16 protein-coding genes are annotated in these 17,863 nt (G+C 69.9%); 8 read left to right on the top strand and 8 right to left on the bottom strand.

Annotated features, from left to right (window positions below):
* Positions 1 to 16 precede the first annotated feature (16 nt).
* From KF737_RS09490 to KF737_RS09465, 6 genes are read left to right on the top strand one after another with little or no spacing between them, the layout of a single operon-like run.
* The gene (locus tag KF737_RS09490) at positions 17 to 844 is read left to right on the top strand and encodes an SLBB domain-containing protein (RefSeq protein ID WP_296453619.1); all 828 of its coding nucleotides are present in this window, start codon (positions 17 to 19) and stop codon (positions 842 to 844) included.
* A gap of 21 nt (positions 845 to 865) precedes the next feature.
* Complete coding sequence (locus tag KF737_RS09485) at positions 866 to 2,212, top strand: hypothetical protein (protein ID WP_296453617.1); 1,347 nt, start codon at positions 866 to 868, stop codon at positions 2,210 to 2,212.
* Entirely contained in the window at positions 2,209 to 2,922 is a 714-nt protein-coding gene (locus KF737_RS09480) for a CpsD/CapB family tyrosine-protein kinase (protein ID WP_296453615.1), read from the top strand. The genes KF737_RS09485 and KF737_RS09480 overlap by 4 nt, the downstream gene beginning before the upstream one ends.
* On the top strand, positions 2,922 to 3,809 hold the full coding sequence (gene xrtV, locus KF737_RS09475) for an exosortase V (protein ID WP_296453613.1): 888 nt from the start codon (positions 2,922 to 2,924) through the stop codon (positions 3,807 to 3,809). Before KF737_RS09480 ends, xrtV begins: the two co-directional genes overlap by 1 nt.
* Positions 3,806 to 4,495, top strand: a complete 690-nt coding sequence (gene epsI, locus KF737_RS09470) for an exosortase-associated protein EpsI, V-type (RefSeq protein WP_296453611.1) — start codon at positions 3,806 to 3,808, stop codon at positions 4,493 to 4,495. Before xrtV ends, epsI begins: the two co-directional genes overlap by 4 nt.
* A 10-nt stretch (positions 4,496 to 4,505) precedes the next feature.
* A complete protein-coding gene (locus KF737_RS09465) occupies positions 4,506 to 5,441 on the top strand; it encodes a glycosyltransferase (protein ID WP_296453609.1) in 936 nt (311 codons plus the stop codon).
* Positions 5,442 to 5,578: 137 nt separating this feature from the next.
* Here the strand turns inward: KF737_RS09465 and KF737_RS09460 are convergent, their stop codons facing one another.
* The 3 genes from KF737_RS09460 to KF737_RS09450 form a co-directional block, all read right to left on the bottom strand.
* Entirely contained in the window at positions 5,579 to 7,012 is a 1,434-nt protein-coding gene (locus KF737_RS09460) for an oligosaccharide flippase family protein (protein WP_296453607.1), read from the bottom strand.
* 13 nt (positions 7,013 to 7,025) lie between these two features.
* Positions 7,026 to 8,051 carry a nitrous oxide reductase family maturation protein NosD gene (locus KF737_RS09455; protein ID WP_296453605.1) on the bottom strand — a complete coding sequence of 342 codons (1,026 nt, stop codon included), beginning with the start codon at positions 8,049 to 8,051 and terminating at the stop codon, positions 7,026 to 7,028.
* Positions 8,052 to 8,134: 83 nt separating this feature from the next.
* Entirely contained in the window at positions 8,135 to 9,154 is a 1,020-nt protein-coding gene (locus KF737_RS09450) for a calcium-binding protein (RefSeq protein WP_296453603.1), read from the bottom strand.
* A 186-nt stretch (positions 9,155 to 9,340) separates the two neighbouring features.
* On the opposite strand from KF737_RS09450, the gene KF737_RS09445 reads away from it, so the two are divergent.
* Together KF737_RS09445 and KF737_RS09440 are read left to right on the top strand one after the other, a co-directional pair.
* Complete coding sequence (locus KF737_RS09445) at positions 9,341 to 11,017, top strand: DUF1800 domain-containing protein (protein ID WP_296453601.1); 1,677 nt, start codon at positions 9,341 to 9,343, stop codon at positions 11,015 to 11,017.
* 8 nt (positions 11,018 to 11,025) lie between these two features.
* Positions 11,026 to 12,561, top strand: a complete 1,536-nt coding sequence (locus tag KF737_RS09440) for a DUF1501 domain-containing protein (RefSeq protein WP_296453599.1) — start codon at positions 11,026 to 11,028, stop codon at positions 12,559 to 12,561.
* A gap of 52 nt (positions 12,562 to 12,613) precedes the next feature.
* Here KF737_RS09440 and KF737_RS09435 read toward each other — a convergent pair whose 3' ends face one another.
* The 5 genes from KF737_RS09435 to KF737_RS09415 form a co-directional block, all read right to left on the bottom strand.
* The gene (locus KF737_RS09435; protein WP_296453597.1) at positions 12,614 to 14,056 is read right to left on the bottom strand and encodes a sulfatase-like hydrolase/transferase; all 1,443 of its coding nucleotides are present in this window, start codon (positions 14,054 to 14,056) and stop codon (positions 12,614 to 12,616) included.
* Between the two features lie 366 nt (positions 14,057 to 14,422).
* Positions 14,423 to 14,782 (bottom strand): PilZ domain-containing protein, encoded by a 360-nt coding sequence (locus KF737_RS09430; protein WP_296453595.1) that lies wholly within the window; start codon positions 14,780 to 14,782, stop codon positions 14,423 to 14,425.
* Between the two features lie 64 nt (positions 14,783 to 14,846).
* Positions 14,847 to 15,827 carry a P-type DNA transfer ATPase VirB11 gene (virB11, locus tag KF737_RS09425; protein WP_296453592.1) on the bottom strand — a complete coding sequence of 327 codons (981 nt, stop codon included), beginning with the start codon at positions 15,825 to 15,827 and terminating at the stop codon, positions 14,847 to 14,849.
* A 13-nt stretch (positions 15,828 to 15,840) separates the two neighbouring features.
* On the bottom strand, positions 15,841 to 16,935 hold the full coding sequence (virB10, locus tag KF737_RS09420; protein WP_296453563.1) for a type IV secretion system protein VirB10: 1,095 nt from the start codon (positions 16,933 to 16,935) through the stop codon (positions 15,841 to 15,843).
* A complete protein-coding gene (locus KF737_RS09415) occupies positions 16,932 to 17,690 on the bottom strand; it encodes a TrbG/VirB9 family P-type conjugative transfer protein (protein WP_296453560.1) in 759 nt (252 codons plus the stop codon). The genes virB10 and KF737_RS09415 overlap by 4 nt, the downstream gene beginning before the upstream one ends.
* Positions 17,691 to 17,863: the final 173 nt, after the last annotated feature.

Below are 17,863 nucleotides of genomic sequence, written 5' to 3'. Positions count from 1 at the left end.
GCCAAGCGAGCGATCCATGATCATCCGCACCATTTCGAACCTCCTCGTCGCACTGTTCGCAACGACCCTCGTCGCGACCGCGGCGGTCGCCCAGACGGAAGCGACGCAGCCCGCGCCGGGCGCGAGCGGCGTCGGGGAAACCGGCTCGTCGGCCTATATCCTGGGGCGCGACGACGTCGTGCAGGTGGGCCTGCTCGGCCGCAACGACTTCGGCGGCCGCGCCCGGGTCCAGGCGGACGGCACGATCCAGCTCAACTTCATCGGCAAGATCCCCGCCGCGGAGCGGACGACGAGCGAACTGGCCGACGATATCCGCGCCGCGCTGACGAAGGGCGGCTACTTCGCCGATCCGGTCGTGACGATCGAAGTGGTGGGCTACGCCAGCCGCTACGTCACGGTCCTGGGCGCGGTGGGCCAGCCCGGCCTCGTCCCGATCAACCGTCCGTACCGGATGTCGGAGATCATCGCCCGCGTCGGCGGCGTTCGCGAATCGGCCGCGGACTACCTCGTGATCCGCCACGAGAAGGGTGACGAGACGCGCCTCTTCATCCGGGACCTCTCCACCGGCGACGTCACCAAGGACCCCCTGGTGCAGCCGGGCGACAAGATCTTCGCGCCGATCGCCGACACCTTCTACATCTACGGCCAGGTCAACTCGCCGGGCGTGTTTCCGCTCACGAGCAACATGACGCTGCGCATGGCGATCGGCCGGGCGGGGGGGCTGACGCAATCGGGTTCCGAGAAGAAGGTCACGGTGACCCGTGGCGGCAAGAAGGTGAAGGTCGGCATCGATGAGCCGGTGCAGGCCGGCGACGTCATCGTCTTCGGCGAACGGCTGTTCTGACCGGGCGCAGGGAGCCGCACCATGAGCATATTCCAGTTCCTCCGGATCATCTGGGCCTACAAGAACCTGATCCTGATCGTCACGGCGGTCGCGTTCATCGCGGCGACCACGACGGTCCAGCTCATTCCGCCGCGCTATGTGGCCCAGTCGCGCGTCATGCTCGACGTCATCAAGCCCGACCCGGTGACGGGCCAGGTCATGTCGACGGCGTTCCTGCGCGGCTACATCAAGACCCAGATCGAACTCATCAAGGACATCCAGGTCGCGCGGCGCGTGGTCGACGATCTGAAGTGGAGCCAGAACAAGGCGCTGCAGCGCGAGTACCGTGAGCGCGACAGCGGGCGGGAGCTCGACTTCCAGCACTGGGCCACGAACAAGGTGGTCGCCGGCGCGAACGCGACCCTGATCTCGGGCAGCAACATCCTCGAGGTGACCTACACCTCGAAGTCGCCCGAAGAAGCCAAGACCGTCGCGGACGCCCTGCGCCAGGCCTATGTGGACATGACCCTGCAGACCCGCCGCGACAACGCGCGGCGCAACGCGGCATGGTACGAGGACCAGGCCAACAAGACCCGGGGCATCCTCTTCAAGGCCGAGAACGACAAGGCGGCCCTGGAACGGTCCAGCGGCATCGTCCTGCAACCCGACAAGATCGACATCGACCAGGCGCGCCTCTCGGCGCTGGCCTCGGCCGCCGGCGCTCCGGTCGCGGCCGCCCCGCCCAGCTCGGCGCCCAGCGCGATCCAACTGGCCCAGCTCGATGCGGAAATCGCCGAAGCCCAGAAGAGCCTCGGCCCGAACCACCCCGCGCTGCAGGCCATGCGCGCCAAGCGCACGGTGCTGGTCCAGCAGGTGGCGACGGAACGCAACACCGCGGGTGCGGCGGCCAGCGCCGCGATCTCCGCCGCGCGTGCGACCGCCGGGCTGCTCGAGGAGCAGAAGGCCAAGGTCATGGCCCAGCGGAGCACGGTCGAGCGCCTCAAGCTGATGCAGGACGAGATCGACCTGCGCCGGGATCAGTACAACAAGGCGCTGGCCCGGGCCGCGCAACTCAACCAGGAAGCCGAGGTGCTGGAGGCGGGCGTCGTGCCGCTCGCCGCCGCCGCGACGCCGCAGGCACCCGACTTCCCGAAGAAGGGCCTGACGATGGGCGTCTCGATCCCGCTCGGGCTGGCCTTCGGCGTGATGATCGCGCTGCTGCTCGAGCTCATCACCCGCCGCGTCCGCAGCGCGAGCGATCTGGCCAGCGTGGTCGACGCGCCGGTGCTCGCGGTCCTCCAGAACCCGAGCGCGCGGCGTCGTCGCGGTCCGCTCCTCGCGTTCTCGATCCCGCGCAAGCGGGTGCAGCCTAAGGTGGCCCGGGCATGACGCGCTCATCCGACGCCGTTGCGGCGCCGGCCGTCCAGCAGGTCGAAAGCCTCGGGACCGACGGCGAGTTCCGCTACGAGATCTCGCCTGACGTCGTCGCCATGTCGGAGACCCGGGCCGCCGAGGCCGAGGCGATCCGCACCGTGCGCACCCATCTCGTGGCGCGCCACCTGCAGGAGGGGCGGCGGAGTCTCGCCATCTGCGCGGCGAGCAGCGGGGCGGGCTGTACGTTCACGGCGGTCAACCTCGCGGTCGCGCTGGCGCAGGCCGGCGTCGCCACGCTGCTCATCGACGGCGATCTGCGGACACCGCAGGTCGACAAGTTCATCCGGCCGCTGGCGCAGCGTCCGGGACTCAGGGATTGCCTCGCCGTCAACGGCCCGACGCTGAGCGAGTGCATCCACCCGGAGGTCCTGCCGAACCTCTCGATCCTGTATTCCGGCGGCGCGGCCGCAAACCCGCAGGAGCTCCTGGCCGGCGAGACGTTCAAGCGCGTCATCGACCGCTGCCTGCGCGACTTCGAGTTCACGATCGTGGACACCACCGCCGCGGACGTCGGCGCCGACGAGCGTCTCGAGGCCCGCATGGTCGGCTATGCGCTCATCGTGGCGCGCACGCATGTCTCGCGCATGAGCGAACTCTCGACCCTGACGACCAAGCTGCAGGAGGATGGCGTCAAGGTGGTCGGAACGGTCCTGAACGACACCTGATGAGCGACATGGCGAGCGTTTCACAAGACAATCCCGCCCCGCCGCCGCTGTCGGCGGCGACCTGGCTCAGGAACCTGCCGATCCTGGCGGGCCTGCTGATCATGGCCGTCCCGACGCTCTACCGGCTGGGCGTGCAGGTCTGGAGCAAGGAGATCGGGGCGCACGGCCCCATCGTGCTCGCGACCGGCGCGTGGCTGCTGTGGCGCCGCTTCCCGGACATGACCGCGGAGGCCAAGCCGGGCAATTTCATCCTGACGCTGCTGGGCGTCGCGGCTTCGCTCGGGATCTACGTCTTCGGCCGCGCCTACGACCTGATCAGCCTCGAGGCGGCGGGCCTGTACGGCTTCGGACTGTGCGTCCTGCACGACCGGTTCGGCATCCCGGTGATGCTCCGCAACTGGTTCCCGATCGTCTACCTGGGCCTGCTGCTGCCGGTCCCGGGCTGGGCGCTCGACCAGTTCACGGCCCCGCTGAAGCTGCTGGTCTCCTGGCTGTCGGCCAGCATCGTCGAGCCGTTCGGCATCCCGATCGTGCGTGAAGGCGTCACGATGACCGTCGGGCCCTACCAACTGCTGGTGGAAGACGCCTGCTCCGGCCTGAACTCGCTGATCGGCCTCATCGCGATCACGACCTTCTACATCTACCTGTTGCGCAATGCGGGCTGGCGCTACTCGCTCTTCCTCGTGTGCCTGATCATCCCGATCGCGATCTTCGCGAACGTGCTGCGGATCATCGCGCTGATCCTCCTGACCTACTTCTTCGGCGACGCGGTCGGGCAGGGCTTCCTGCACGTCACCGCCGGCCTGTTCCTCTTTGCCGTGTCGCTGCTGCTCATGTTCGCGATCGACAGCGTGGCGTCCCGGCTCCTGAAGGTGAGAAACGCGTGATCAAGAGGCGTGACTTGCTCCTGGCGGGGCTGGCGGTCGGCGGGCTCGGGACGGCCGAGGCGTTGCGGCCGCGCAAGCGACTGACGCTGCTCGGCAAGGGCGCGACGATCTCCGGCGCCTTGCCGCAGACGTTCTCGGGCTGGGAGTCGGAGGACACGACCCTCGTCAATCCCGCCATGGCGGGCCGACTGGCCAAGACGCTCTACAGCGAGACCGTCAGCCGGCTGTACTACGATCAGACGGGGCACGAGGTGATGATGCTCATCGCCTACGGCGACACGCAGAGCGACCTCCTGCAGTTGCACCGGCCGGAGAGCTGCTATCCGGCGGTCGGCTATACGATCCAACTGAGCAAGGCGACGGACGTCGTCGTTTCGCCGAGCGTCTCGGTGCCGGCCCGGCGCGTCATCGCCTCGACCGAGGATCGCGTCGAGAACATCATCTACTGGACCCGGCTCGGCGAGCGCCTGCCGCAGAGCGCCGGCGACCAGCGCACGGCGCGGCTGCAGAACGCCATGGAAGGCTACGTGCCGGATGGCGTCCTGATCCGCCTCTCGACGTTCGGCGACGTTCCGGACGTGGCGTTCAACACGCTGGATTCGTTCATTCCGCTCATGCTGCGCGCGGTCCAGCCGAAGCAACTTCCCGCCTTCATCGGGACGAGCCTGGCTCGCCGCCTCGCCTAGGCGACGCCCGATGCATGTGGCGATCGCCATCGTCGGGTTTCGCAACGCGGGCGACATCGTCGCCTGCCTGCACGCGCTCGAGAGCTCGGAGCACACCGACTTCGAAGTCGTGATCTGCGAGAACGGCGGGGCGGCCGCGTTCGACGCCCTGCAGGCGGCGCTGCCGGCGCGCCTCGGGGGCGGACAGCCGGTCCGGATCATCATGGCCGAAGGCAACGTCGGCTACGCGGGCGGCGTGAACCGGGCCATGGCCGCCGCGCCGGACGCGGACGCCTGGTGGGTCCTCAACCCCGACACCGAAGCCGAGCCCGGCGCCCTGGGCGCCTGCGTGCGGCGGCTGCAGCAGGGCGATTGCGAGGCGGTCGGCTGCACGATCTATCTCGACGACGGGAGCGTCCAGTCGGACGGCGGCCATTGGCAGTGGATGCTGGGGCGCGCCGAATCCCTCGGCCGCGGGCGGCCCGCCGCCGAGGCGGGATTCCGACCGGCCATCGAGGGGCGGCAGAACTTCATCAGCGGCGCCTGCGCCCTGGTCGGCCGCGAGTTCCTGCGGGTCGTCGGCCCGATGCGCGAGGACTACTTCCTGTATTGCGAGGAGGTCGAGTGGTTCCTGCGCGGGGAGCCGCTCGGGATGCGCCTCGGTTTCGCGCCCGACGCGAGGGTCCGCCATCATGCCGGCTCGACGACCGGATCGGCCGCGGCCTTCCGCGAGATGCCGCGCACGCCGGTCTATCTCAATGAGCGGAACCGCATCCTGCTCACCCGCGACCGGCGGCCGGCGCTGCTATGGATCGTGACGCCCGCGGCGGCGCTCGTCATCCTGGCGCGGTATGGCCGACGCAGGGCCTGGGCGCAGCTCGGCTACGCCTTTTCCGGCTGGTTCGCGGGGATCCGTGGACGGCGCGGGAGGCCGAGTTGGATCCCTCTGACAGCATCGGGAGGCTGACATGCTTTTGGAGCCGTACGCCCTTCTGATCCTCTTCCTCTGCGTCGTCGGAGCCGTCGTCTGGGACCTTCTTGCCCGCGGCGCGTTCGAGCGGCGGCGCAAGAAGCAGGAGCAGGAGCAGGCCGAACGCGCCGGCGTCAGCGTGGCCGCGCCAGCGCCTTACGGACGCGACGCGACGCGTAGTCCACGAGTTCGCTGATCACGTTCCGCTCCGAACGCAGGAGCAGGACGGCATAGGCGGCGGTGAACGCTCCGGCCGCGGCCAGGAACCCGTACCACCGCGCTTCAAGAGTCCAGGCGCACGCCACCGCCGCGGCGCAGCCGGCCAGGAAGATGAGGACCCGCCCGAGCTCGCGGTTTATCGAAACCGCGTTGGCTCGACGCAGCAGGGCCAAGGCCACCAGCAGCGAAGCGACCTCGCCCAGGATGAAGCTGATGACGATGGCGTCCAGGCTGTGGAACAGTTGATTGACCAGGAGCGCCGCGCCCAGGCCCAGCAGGCGGGCGACGTTGTTGAGCAGGATGATGGTGCTCTTGCCGATGCTGTTGGCGATGGTCGTCAGCCACGTCCTGAGGAAGCGCGCGGACTGCAGGGCGCCGATCAGGGCGAACAGCTCCAGCGGCTGGGCGAAGCTCTTGCCGTAGAACAGGACCGTGGAGACCGGGGCGACCAGCGCGAACCCGAACATCATGGACAGCGCCAGCAGCAGGGTGCGCCCGCCGAGCCGGTTGGTCTCTTCCTGGAAGCGTTCCGGATCGTTGCGCGCGCGCGCGACGGGGGGCAGCGAGATCCCCACCAGGAAGCGGGTCAGCATCCCTGACGGGTAGTAGATCAGCAGGAGGATGGCGCTGTAGTGCCCCAGGGCGGTCGAGCCCAGGTTGGCGCCGATCAGGACCCGGTCGCCCTGGGAGCCGAAGAACAGCAGCAGGCCGTTCAGGAAGAGGGGCATGGCGAAGCCCGAGAAGCGGTCCCACATCGGCTTGGACCAGGCCCAGCGGTAGGGCCGCTCGGCCGTGAGGTGCGAGACGACGGTCTGGCCCAGGGCCCGCGCGGTGAGCCCGTAGATGACGGCCGTGTGGTCGTGGGTGATCGCGGCCGCCGCGACGGTGCAGATCAGGCCCAGCGGCTCGGCGACGATCAGGCCCCAGGATTCCGGCCGGAAATCACCCTCGCGCTGCACGCGGCGCAGGTCCAGGTGTGTGAACCCTCCGATCAGCGGCGCCAGGGACAGTCCGATGAAGGACATCGTCAGTTCCGGCTCGTTGAAGAGCCTGGCCACCGGCCCGCCGAACAGGATGAGCGCCAGGCAGATCAGGACGCCCCGCAGGGCCAGGACCCCGTGGATCATGCCCTGCATCACCGGGGAATCGCCGTCTTCGTCCTGGATCAGGAAGCGGTCGCTGCCGGTGTCGCTGACGGACTGGAAGAACTGGGCCGTGAGGATGAGCATCGCCGCGACGCCCAGCTCCTCCGCGCCCAGAAAACGCGCGAGCAAGATGAACCGCAGCAGGCCGACCACCTGCACGAGCAGGTTGGCCGCGAAATAAGCCTTCGTCCCCCGACGCTTCACCCCCGCAGCCGCCTCAGCAGCCGCGTTCGGTTTGCTTGGATCTGCCTTCCCACTCGCCGACGGTGTTGCCGCACGTCCGGACGTCGCCCCTGACCCTGATCTTCGCCCGCCACCTGGCGCCGGGCAGGGTGGCCACCTGATTGTTCCGCACGACGGAATCCCTCCCGTCCACCAGCGTGATCGCGTTCGGCCGCGAGACGTTGATGATGTTGTTCTCGATGGTGATGCGGTCGTAGCCGCCGTCGTCCTTGCCGTCGCGTACGTGGTTGAACGCGCCGATGCCCTGGGTGGGCCCCTCGGCGCGGTTGCCGCGGATGACGATGTCGGCCGTCGGCGCCGCCTCGGGACGCGACCAGAGTTGGATGCAGTCGGGATGTTCCTTTTCGCGCACCCGGGTGCTCTTGCAGTGGTTGTTCTCGACCCGGCCCTTGCGGCTCAGGGCCACGTTGATCCCGTCCGAGCGCATCCACTCGAAGGTGTTGTCGGCGATCACGAAGTCTTCCGACTTGCTGAAGGATACGCCGCGCCGGAACGCCCTGAACACGCTGCCGCGCACCTCGACGTCGGTGCTGGTCGTCACCTTGACGGCGGTCCCCTCGCCATAGGCGCCCCCCGGCTCATAGCTCGTGGCGCCGGGGCCGATGAACGTCGCGCGCTCGATCCGCACGCCCCTCGCGCGATCGATCGAGATCGCCCGTCCGCCGTCGCTCAGCGCTTCGGCTCCGGCCGGCAGCTTGAAGACGCCGCCGCGCACGGTCACGCCCTCGCTGTCCAGGACCCGGAAGCCGGTGAACGTCGCGGCGCTGGCGTCGATCACGAGCGGCCTGGCGAACTTGCGCCCCTTGAGCACCACGTTGTCGTAGTCGCCGCGACCCAGCACGAGGACATCGCCGTCGCGGGCGGCGGCGAGCGCCTCGTTGATGTTGGCGGGCTTGATCTCGCGCGCGCCGCTCGAGCCGCAGGCGCCGACCGTGGGCAACGCCATGGCGAACGCCAGGATCGCGCCGACCCGTCGCCCCGTTCCGAACCGCCGCTTCATGCGAATACGCCTGCCATGGACCCGATATGCGCCAGCGCCAGTGTCATAATCGGGGCGGTCGTGTCCAATGTTTCCCACGGCGATTACCCCACGAAGATGCTGCTTCCGAGCAGGCTCGTCATCGAGACGCCGACGAGCACGACCTGGCCCTCCGACATCTGGATTACGGTGTCCGCGCCGTCCTGGATCACCGTATAGGTCGTTCCGGGGTCCAGTTGCACCCGGTCGCCCTGGGCCACGCTGAAGTCGAGCACACGGTCGATGCCGGCGTCGGACGAGGAATGGAAGATGTCGGCGCCGCCGCCGCCCGTCATGGTGTCGTCGCCGCGGTCGCCCGAGATGAAGTCGTCGCCCGCGCCGCCCGCCAGGATGTCGTTCCCCTGGCCGCCGCGCACGGTGTCGTTGCCGGCGCCGCCGTCGCAGGTGTCGTCGCCGAGGTTGCCGTAGACGAGGTCGTTGCCGGCGCCGCCGGACAGGCGGTCCTCGTCCTTGCCGCCGACCACCCAGTCGTCGCCCGGGCCGCCCTCCAGGGTGTCGTCGCCCATGTTGCCGTTGATGTCGTCGAAGCCGGCGCCGCCCACGATCACGTCGTCGCCCTCGTCGCCGCGCAGATAGTTGGAGCCGCCGGGATCGACGATGGTGTCGTTGCCGAGCCCGCCGAACACCATGTCGTCGCCGTCGCCGCCGTCGAGGAAATCGTCGCCGCCGCCGCCCACCATCGTGTCGGCGCCGGCATAGCCGCGCAGGCGGTCCGCGAGGTTCGAGCCCGTGAACATGTCGTCGCCGAAGAAGAGGCCGGCCTTGGCCGAGGCGCTGTCGCCCGCCAGCACCCACCCGCGGAACTGCGCCGCCGACTGGTTCAGGCCCGCGATGTCGTAGATCGTCCCCACGTCGGCGCCGACGATGATGCGGCCGATGGCGCCCGCGGTGGGAGGGCCGCCGGCCGCGAAGCTGAAACCGGAGCCGAAAAGCTGGGTCGAGACGCCGGCGACCGTGAGCCCGATCGACGTCGGTGTCGCGCCCGAGATCGCGGCGAACGCCAGCGGGCCCAGGTCCAGGATGTCGAAGTCGACGCCGACGACGCCGGCCGTGAACGTGGCCATGCCCACTCCTTGATCGCGCTGATGTTAGGGCGTCAACGCGACGAAACAAATCTTCCGTCCGACCGAGCGGAAATGCACGTATCGTGCAAACCGAGGCTGCGGTGGGGCCGTAGTAGCCTGTAGGTGGACGCCGGGTCCACGAACGGCGAAACTCGGGGCTGAGGGGCGTTGATTTCAGGGGGCGAGATGCCGCGCGGGGGCGTGCGCTGGCTGGGCGTTCTGTTCGCCCTCGTCGTGGCGTCGTGCAGCGGCGCGCGCGGGACCGGCGGCCCCGAGGGGCCGCCGTCGGCGGCCGAGGCGTCGCGATTCCTCGGCCAGGCCGCCTATGGCCCGACGGACGCGGCCATCAGCCAGGTGCGGGCCGCCGGCTATTCCCAGTGGATCGACCAGCAGATCGTCATGTCGCCGCCGCGCTCGCACCTGGGCGATGTCGACGCGAAGCTCGCACAATTGCGGCTCAGCAATCCGGGCGCGACGCTGAACCCGCCCGATTTCTACGCCTCGTACTGGCGCCAGGCCGTGACCGGGCCCGACCAGCTACGCCAGCGGATGAAGCTCGCGCTCTCCGAGATCTTCGTGATCTCGCTGGTGGATTCCAACGTCGATGTGCGCGGCGCGGCCTCGTACTACGACATGCTGGGCCAGAACGCGTTCGGCAACTTCCGCACCCTGCTCGAGCAGGTGGCGCTGCATCCGACGATGGGCGTCTACCTGACCTGGCTGGCGAACCAGAAGGAGGACCCGGCGACGGGCCGAAATCCCGACGAGAACTTCGCCCGCGAGGTGATGCAGTTGATGACCATCGGGGTCAATGAGCTGGCTCCCGACGGCACGGTGAGGACGGATCTGTCGGGTCGGCCGCTGCCGACCTACACGGCCGCCGACATCAGCGGGCTGGCGAAGGTGTTCACCGGCTACAGCTACTACGCCGCCAATCCGACCACGGGGACGTTCCGGGGCGGCAGCCGGGTGGCCAACGATGCGCTCATCCGCGCGATGATCCCCTATCCGCAGTTCCACTCGACCGGCGCCAAGGCGTTCCTGGGGGTCACGATCCCCGCCAGTTCGACACCCGATCCGCAGGGCGACCTGAAGATCGCCCTCGACACCCTGTTCAACCACCCGAACGTCGGGCCGTTCATCGGCAAGCAGCTCATCCAGCGCCTCGTCACCAGCAACCCGAGCCCCGGATACGTCGCGCGCGTGGCGGCCGCGTTCAACGACAACGGCAAGGGGGTGCGCGGCGACATGGCGGCCGTCGTGCGGGCGATCCTGCTCGACCCCGAGGCGCGGGGCGCGGCCGACGGGGCCAACGACGGCAAGCTGCGCGAGCCGGTGGTGCGGCTGGCCAACTGGGCGCGGGCGTTCGACGCCGCCTCGGCCAGCGGCGACTGGGCGATCGTCTCCACGAGCGCCAACACCTCGCTCGGCCAGTCGGCCCTGACCGCGCCGTCGGTGTTCAACTTCTTCCGGCCGGGCTATTCGCCGCCGAACACGCGCGTCGGCGGCGCCGGCCTCGTGGCGCCGGAAGCGCAGATCGTCGATGAGGTGACGGTCGCGGGCTATCTCAACACCATGCAATCGACGATCGACGGCGGGATCGGCACGTCGCGCGACGTGCGCTCCACCTACGCCGCCGAGACCGCGCTGGCGAACGACGTCAACGCCCTGGTCGACCGGATGGACCTCCTGCTGCTGAGCGGCCGCATGTCGCCGGGCCTGCGCAGCCGCATCACCGGCGCGGTGGGCGCGATCAACCTGCCGACGGCCGCCGGCGCGGCCCGGACCACGGCGCTCACCAACCGCGCGAAGCTGGCAGTCTTCATGACCATGGCCTCGGCCGAATACCTGGTGCAGCGATGAGCGGGACGATGGATCGCCGCCACCTCCTGCGCCTGGGCGGCGCCGTGGGCGCGCTGGGCGTCGGCGCGCCGTTCGCGATGCAACTGGCCGCGGCGGGGTCGGCGGCCGGCCAGTCCGCGCCCGACTACAAGGCCCTGGTCTGCGTCTTCCTCTACGGCGGCAACGACGCGCACAACATGGTGCTGGCCACCGACCAGGACAGTTGGACCCGCTACGTCAACGCCCGCGACACCGGGACCGACCCGATCGCGCTGATGCCCGTGGGCGCGGAGCCGACGCCGGTCGGCCAGACGAGCCCGGTGACGGGCCGCGTGGCCGAGCGGGCGTCGCCCGAGGCCTGGGGCGGGGTGCTGCCGATCGCGCCGCGCACGGCCCAGCGCGTGCCCGAGGGCACGAGCGCGGCGTCGCGGACCTTCGCCCTGCACCCCTTCATGGCGCCTCTGCAGGCCCTGTTCGGGCAGGGCCGCCTGGCGGTCCTGGCCAACGTCGGCACGCTGGTCCAGCCCACCACCAAGGCGCAGTACCAGGCCCGCTCTGTGGCGCTGCCGCCCAGCCTGTTCTCGCACAACGACCAGCAGTCGACGTGGCAGGCCCTGTCGCAGGAAGGCGCGCGGACCGGATGGGGCGGCCGCTTCGCCGACCTGATGGCGTCGATGAACGGGGCCAGCACGCTGTTCACCGCCGTCTCGGCGGCGGGCAACGCCGTCTTCCTCTCGGGCCAGTCGGTGGTGCAGTACCAGCTCTCGACCGGCGCGCAGCCCGCCGTGGTGATCTCGAGCCAGCAGGGCTCGACGCTGTTCGGCTCGTCGCAGGGGCCGAGCGCGATGCGCAGCCTGATCACCGACACCAGCGTGGCCAACAACTTCGCCGCCGACTACGCGACCACCGTGGCGCGCTCGGTCGGCGCGGCCTCGACGGTGAATTCGGCCTTCAGCCAGCAGATCGTCACCAGCGTCGCGACCGCGCCGGCCTATACCAACCCGGTGCTGCAGCGGGTCGAGGCCAACAGCCTGGCGGTCCAGTTGCAGACCGTGGCGCGCATGATTGCGGCCAGTTCGGTCCTGGGGGTGCGGCGGCAGGTCTTCTTCGTCAGCCTGGGGGGCTGGGACACCCATGACTTCCAGAACAACGTGCAGCCGAACCTGCTGGCGAAGGTCGCGCATGCGCTGAGCTATTTCGACGCCGCCCTGTCGAACATCGGCGGCGTCGACCGGCGCAGCCAGGTGACCACCTTCACCGCCTCGGACTTCGGCCGCGGCTTCACGACGAACGGCGACGGCACCGACCACGCCTGGGGCGCGCACCACTTCATCATGGGCGGCGCAGTGAACGGCGGCGACATCTACGGCCAGTACCCGACGCTGGGCGCCGACGTGAACGGCTTCAGCAATCCCGACAACGTCGGCGGCGCCCTGATCCCGACCACGTCGGTCGATCAGTACGGGGCGACCCTCGGGCGCTGGTTCGGCGTGTCGGACGCCGACATCGACGTGATCTTCCCGCGCGTGCGCAACTTCAACAGCCGCTATCTGGACTTCGTCTGACGGTCCTCAGGCGCGCACATTGCGGCCCGCTGCCCACGGGGACGGCTGCGGCCTAGACTGGAGGCGCATTGCCATCGGCTTCGGCGCGCCGCTTCAGGATCAGAACGGGAATGTTCTCGCGATCGAAATATTTCCGCTCGGACGCCACCGCATAGGGCGGGGCATGGTCCCCATAGATGAAGATCAGGTCGGGCTTGACCGGAGCCTTCGCGATGACCTCGCCGATCTCGCCCATGACGGCCGTGATCTGGTTCTGATACAGGCACAGCTCCGGCGAAGGCACCGTTACGCCGGGCTTGCAGTTCCGGTCGCCCGCGGTGCGCGACCCCAGTGGGAAGTGCGTGTCCAGCGTCATGATGTGGACGAAGGCCTTCGGATTCCGGGCCATGAAATCCAGGGCCGCGCCGATGGAGTCGTGGTCGCATATCCCCGCAAAGGCGCGGGTGCGGCAGACGCGCCGGCCCTGCGCCTTGAGATCGTCGAAGAAGAGCGTGTGGGTGAAGCCGATGGCCGGATAGAGGCCCGAACGGTTGTAGAAGAAGCGCGAGTTGCCGTGGATGCCGAGGGTGGCCCAGCCTTGCTCGGAGAGCTTCGCGGGAATGCAGTGCGGCCGGAGCAACCGGCCTTCCGCCGTCTTCGGTGTGCCCGAGATGCGCAGGCCGCAGAGCTCGCGGATTTCGCCGGCCAGCGTCGCGCCACGATAGGGATGCAGCGCCCGCGTGACGACGTAGTCGTTCCCGAGCGCCTTCTGCAGCGGCGCGATCTCGACCGCGTTGTAGTTCGCGTCCTGGGCGGAACCGAACGACTCGACGGCGATCGACAGAATCCTGTCGGGCGGCGGCCCGTTCGTCGTCAGGTAGGACTGCATGGTCTCACCGTCGAAGGGCCGCACGTGGAACTGCGCCGGCCGGGTCCACTTGCCGATCAACTGGCCCAGCCGCACCGCGCTGCTGGTGGCCATGTTCAGACGCACCATGTCGTAGCCGATCGCCGTACGGCCGAAGAGGTCGAGCGAAACGAACACGATGAGCAGGACCACCGCGGGCAAGGTCCGCGCGCGGCCGATCCGGATCCGGCTCAGCAACAGGTAGGTGATCAGCATCGCGACCAGGGCGAGGCCTGCCCACAGGCTGATCACCCGCCAGGGCCAGAACGCGGCGAAGGCCAGATATTCCAGGATGAGCGCCGGATCCTCGATGTAGATGAGGCCGATGCCCACGAGGATCTGGATTCCAAGCGTCGCAAACATGCCCAGCGTCGCCAGGACGACGGCCAGGCGCTGGGAAACCCGGCCGGCGAGCACCGCGGCGATATAGACAAGCAGCAGGTCGAGATTGATCCATGGCCCCAGCATCCCGACGATGCTGTTGAGGGCGAAGAGCAGCGCTGTCGGCCCGAGGCACAGGATCGAAAACAGCAGCAGGCTGGTGAGCCAACGCCCCTGCCGCGTCTCCTCGCCGTGGTCCGATCGCCCGACGCTCGGGCTCGCGGTCACCGGCTCACTCGGCATACTCCAACCCCCACAAACTCACGCGATAGCCGACCACGAGGCTCGCGAAACCGTCCGGCAAGGTCCGCATCTGGAGACGCCGGATCGCACTTAGGCGGCGAACCCCGAGCGTCGCGAACTGATACGGCCTTTCCCGCGCCAATCCCCCATTATGACGAGTGAATGACGCCTCCGTCCCGCGTTTGTCAACCAGTCCGTGCCCTCCGTCCTTGGGGGGCCAACGCGACTGCCCAGGACCTCCGCCACACCTGCCGCTGGCCGCCAATGCGGCAGGCGACGAGATGCGTGGCCGCAGGATGCGAGGCCGCGTACGGCCGTCGAGACGGTCGCCGAGCTTCGTCCGGGACGGGTTCAGAGCCCCAGGCTGGGCTTCAGGGCCAGCCACTGTTCCTTGGCGGCCTTCAGGTGGGCGGGAACCTCGCCCTGGAGGTCGTGGCGATGCTCGAAGGCCATGCCGGCCAGATCGGCGCGGCGCCACTTCAGGACCACCTCGAACGCCACGCCCGCCTCGAAGTGCAGCAGCACGAAGCGGGGCGGGATCTTGTGGAAGTGGGAGAGCTCGATCTTGGCGCCGGACGCGCTGAGATCCTTGATCACGCAGTCGGCCCACATGGCCAGGCCCTGGCCGTGCAGCACGCGCGCACGGATGCTGACCGAGGCGCGGGGCTCGGCGCGGCGTTCGTTCCAGTCCACGGCGGGGCGGGTCGTCATGGCGGCCACAATGGCCGAACATGCTTAAGAGATTTCCCTCATGCCGCAGAAAAAGTGCGGCGGATCAACGCGGTCGGTAGTGGATCTCGGTGACGCGCCGCGCGCCGTCCACGCGCTCGATCTGGACGACGACGTCGATCACCCGGCTGACGTAGGTCTGCACCTTGTCCCAGCCCAGGTCGACGCCCGAGGTCAGGGCGAGGAGCGCGATCTGGTCGAGCGCGCCGCCGGGGCTGTCGGCGTGGACGGTGGTGAGCGAGCCGGGGTGGCCGCTGTTCACGGCGCGCAGGAAGGCGAAGGCCTCCTTGCCGCGCAATTCGCCCAGCAAGATGCGGTCGGGGCGCAGGCGCAGCGCCGCGGCCAGAAGCTGGTCGGCGTCGACGCGGGCCTCGCCCAGCTCGCCGCGCACGGCGACCAGGCCCACGCTGTTCGGGTGGTCCAGACGCACCTCGGGGGCGTCCTCGATGACGACGAGGCGCTCGGCGCGGTCGATCTCCTTCACGAGCGCATTCAGCAGCGTGGTCTTGCCGGTGCCGGTGCCGCCCGAGACGACGATGGTCTTGCGCCGGCGAACGGCGAGCTTGAGGAACGCGGCGTGGTCGCCGGCGGCCAGCAGGGCTTCGAGTTCGGCGTCGCCCGCGGCTTCCTTCGCGGGGTCCGAGCGGGTGGTGGCCGCGAAGAGGCCGTCGCGCGCCAGGTCGGCGACCGACAGGTCGGAGATCAGGTGCTTGCGCACCGCCAGGATCAGGCCGCCGCGGGTGGCGGGCGGCGAGACCACCTGCACGCGGGCGCCATCGGGCAGGGTGGCCGAGAGCAGGGGCTGCTCGCGGTTGACGCCCTGGTGGCTGGCGGCGGCGATCTGGCGGGCGAGGCGCTGCAGGGCGGTCTCGTCGAGCTGGTCGGCGGGCTCGCGGGTCATGCCGCCGCCCGCGGTCTCCACCCACACCTCGCCGGCGCGGTTGACCAGGACGTCGGTGACGTCCGGGCGTGAGAGCCATGGCGCCAGCGGCGCGAGATACGCCGAGAGGTAGACGTTCGCACTCATCGGGGCGCGCTCATCAGCGGACGACGGCCGAGAAGTCCAGGTCGCGGGCCACGAACACCTGCACGGGCACGCCCTGGGCCACCTTGATGGTGTCGGGGATGTCCATCTGCTTCTGCAGCGCGATCGAGGCCACCTGGTTCGCCTGGGCCGGCGAGGCGATGACGAAGGTAGTGTTGTTCCCGTTCGTCGCGCTGTTGGCCAGGGCCTGGGAGCCGGCCGAGACCACCGAGAGGAGGATCGAGGCGCCGAAGCGGCGGAAGAAATGCGTGTCGACCTCGCCGTCCAGGCCGCCGCGGCCCAGGCGGTCGGTGCCGGGCGAGCCGACGTCGATGGTGACGCCGGTCGGGCTGATGATCCGGCTCCAGACCACGAAGGCGCGGGTCTGGCCGATGGCGGCGGCCGACTTGTACTGGCCGACCAGGCGCGAGCCGCGCGGGATCAGCACCCGGCTGCCGTCGAAGCTGCGCACGTCGCGGCTGACGACGCCGCGCACAGAGCCGGGCAGGTCGGAATTGATCGCGGTCTCGAGCACGGCGGCGATCACCGTGCCCTGCGGCACCGTGCGGCCGAGGTCCCGCATCTGGCCGGCGTGGGCCACGTCGCCCGAGGCGCCGATGACCCGGGCGGCGAAGCGTTCGTCGGAGGTCTCGCGCGCCTCGTTCGACGGCGGGACGGCGGCGACCGCGGCGGGGCCGGCCGCCTGGGCCAACTGGATCGGCGCGGCGTCGGGCGAGGCGCTGAAGTCCACCACCATGGCCGGGGCGCGCCAGTGGGCGTCGTTCGGGTTGGGCGCGGGCGGCAGCGGCTGAGGCACGAGCGACGTCGGCGCGGGTTGCGGCTGCACGACGGGCGGCGGAGGGGCGGGCGTCGGCGCGGCGGCCGGCGCCACGACCGGACGCTCGGTGGCCGTGGGCTGCGCCTGGGCGTGCGCCGTGCGGCCGGAGCTCAGGCCGTTGAACACCATGAAGCCGAGGATCGCCGCGCCGCCCAGGCCGGCCCACAGGGTCACCGGCGAGTTGGGCGCACGCACCCGCGGGGTGCGGGCTTCGCCGCGCGCGAAGACGGGGCTGACGCCCTGGGGCGTCTTTTGGGGGGTCCTGCCGCTCATCGCCGCCACCACGGGTCCTTCTTGCGCTGCCGCAGCAGGCTGGCTTCCTCGACGCGGAAGCCGTCGTTGTAGATGCGGGTCACCTCGGCGCCCCGGCGCAGCACGAAGCCGCGGGCGATGCGGTCGACCACGATGTAGCCGTCGCGCTGCCGGGTGTTGACCACCGCCTCGCCCCCGTCGGGATCCACGGCGAAGATCGCCGGCAGGTCCTCCTGGCCGCGGAAGGTGAAGTAGGTGTCGCGCCCGTCGTCGAAGACCTTCACCGGAAGCGTCCTGGACGAGCCGTCGTAGGAATAGGCGCTGTTGGCCTCGACCGGCGGCGGGGGCGGGGGCGGCGCCTCGATCAGGGCGACCACCGGCGGCGCGTAGAGGAAGCGCACCGTGAAGGGCAGGTTGCGCGACGGCTGCTTCTGGACGCTGAGCTGGAAGTTGTAGCGCCGCGCGTTGGTGATCACCGTCATGTTCGTCGGCGGCCGGGCCGACATGGGCTTCAGGAACAGGAGGTTCGCGCGCCGGTTCGGCGTCACCTGCCAGCCGAGGGAATCGCCGATGGCGACGTTCTCGATCTTCTCCAGCGGGTCGAACTCGAGCGCCAACTGGAAGCCGAGCGCTGTGCGCAGCTCGACCACCTCGGCGGGGTCGTAGTCCACGACGTGGATCCGCGGGTCACCGGGGCCGGGGCGCGGCGTGACGGCCAGCGCGGGCGTGGCGGCGAGGGCGAGGGTGAAGGCTATGGCGGTGGTCGTACGCATCATCGGGCGGCTCCCGCGGGCCGGGAGGAGATGGAGGGGCGGCGGTAGCTGTCGCCGAGGCGTTGGCCGGCGTCGCCCACGTTGACCGAAACGCTGCTGCCGCGGCCGGGCGAGGCGGCCGCCGCCGCGGCGGTGGAGATGGTGCGCGCGCGGGCGGTGGCCTGGGCCTGGTCGCG

The sequence above is a fragment of the Phenylobacterium sp. genome, from assembly GCF_019636135.1.
Lineage (GTDB): Bacteria > Pseudomonadota > Alphaproteobacteria > Caulobacterales > Caulobacteraceae > Phenylobacterium.
This window is presented reverse-complemented; position numbering and strand designations above follow the sequence as displayed.

What these genes read in the sequence shown, in the direction of transcription:
- KF737_RS09490 (WP_296453619.1), top strand. Translation starts at nt 17, where the DNA reads ATGATCATCCGCACCATTTCGAACCTCCTCGTCGCACTGTTCGCAACG.
- KF737_RS09485 (WP_296453617.1), top strand. Translation starts at nt 866, where the DNA reads ATGAGCATATTCCAGTTCCTCCGGATCATCTGGGCCTACAAGAACCTG.
- KF737_RS09480 (WP_296453615.1), top strand. Translation starts at nt 2,209, where the DNA reads ATGACGCGCTCATCCGACGCCGTTGCGGCGCCGGCCGTCCAGCAGGTC.
- xrtV (WP_296453613.1), top strand. Translation starts at nt 2,922, where the DNA reads ATGAGCGACATGGCGAGCGTTTCACAAGACAATCCCGCCCCGCCGCCG.
- KF737_RS09465 (WP_296453609.1), top strand. Translation starts at nt 4,506, where the DNA reads ATGCATGTGGCGATCGCCATCGTCGGGTTTCGCAACGCGGGCGACATC.
- KF737_RS09455 (WP_296453605.1), bottom strand. Translation starts at nt 8,051, where the DNA reads ATGAAGCGGCGGTTCGGAACGGGGCGACGGGTCGGCGCGATCCTGGCG.
- KF737_RS09450 (WP_296453603.1), bottom strand. Translation starts at nt 9,154, where the DNA reads ATGGCCACGTTCACGGCCGGCGTCGTCGGCGTCGACTTCGACATCCTG.
- KF737_RS09445 (WP_296453601.1), top strand. Translation starts at nt 9,341, where the DNA reads ATGCCGCGCGGGGGCGTGCGCTGGCTGGGCGTTCTGTTCGCCCTCGTC.
- KF737_RS09440 (WP_296453599.1), top strand. Translation starts at nt 11,026, where the DNA reads ATGGATCGCCGCCACCTCCTGCGCCTGGGCGGCGCCGTGGGCGCGCTG.
- KF737_RS09430 (WP_296453595.1), bottom strand. Translation starts at nt 14,782, where the DNA reads ATGACGACCCGCCCCGCCGTGGACTGGAACGAACGCCGCGCCGAGCCC.
- virB11 (WP_296453592.1), bottom strand. Translation starts at nt 15,827, where the DNA reads ATGAGTGCGAACGTCTACCTCTCGGCGTATCTCGCGCCGCTGGCGCCA.
- virB10 (WP_296453563.1), bottom strand. Translation starts at nt 16,935, where the DNA reads ATGAGCGGCAGGACCCCCCAAAAGACGCCCCAGGGCGTCAGCCCCGTC.
- KF737_RS09415 (WP_296453560.1), bottom strand. Translation starts at nt 17,690, where the DNA reads ATGATGCGTACGACCACCGCCATAGCCTTCACCCTCGCCCTCGCCGCC.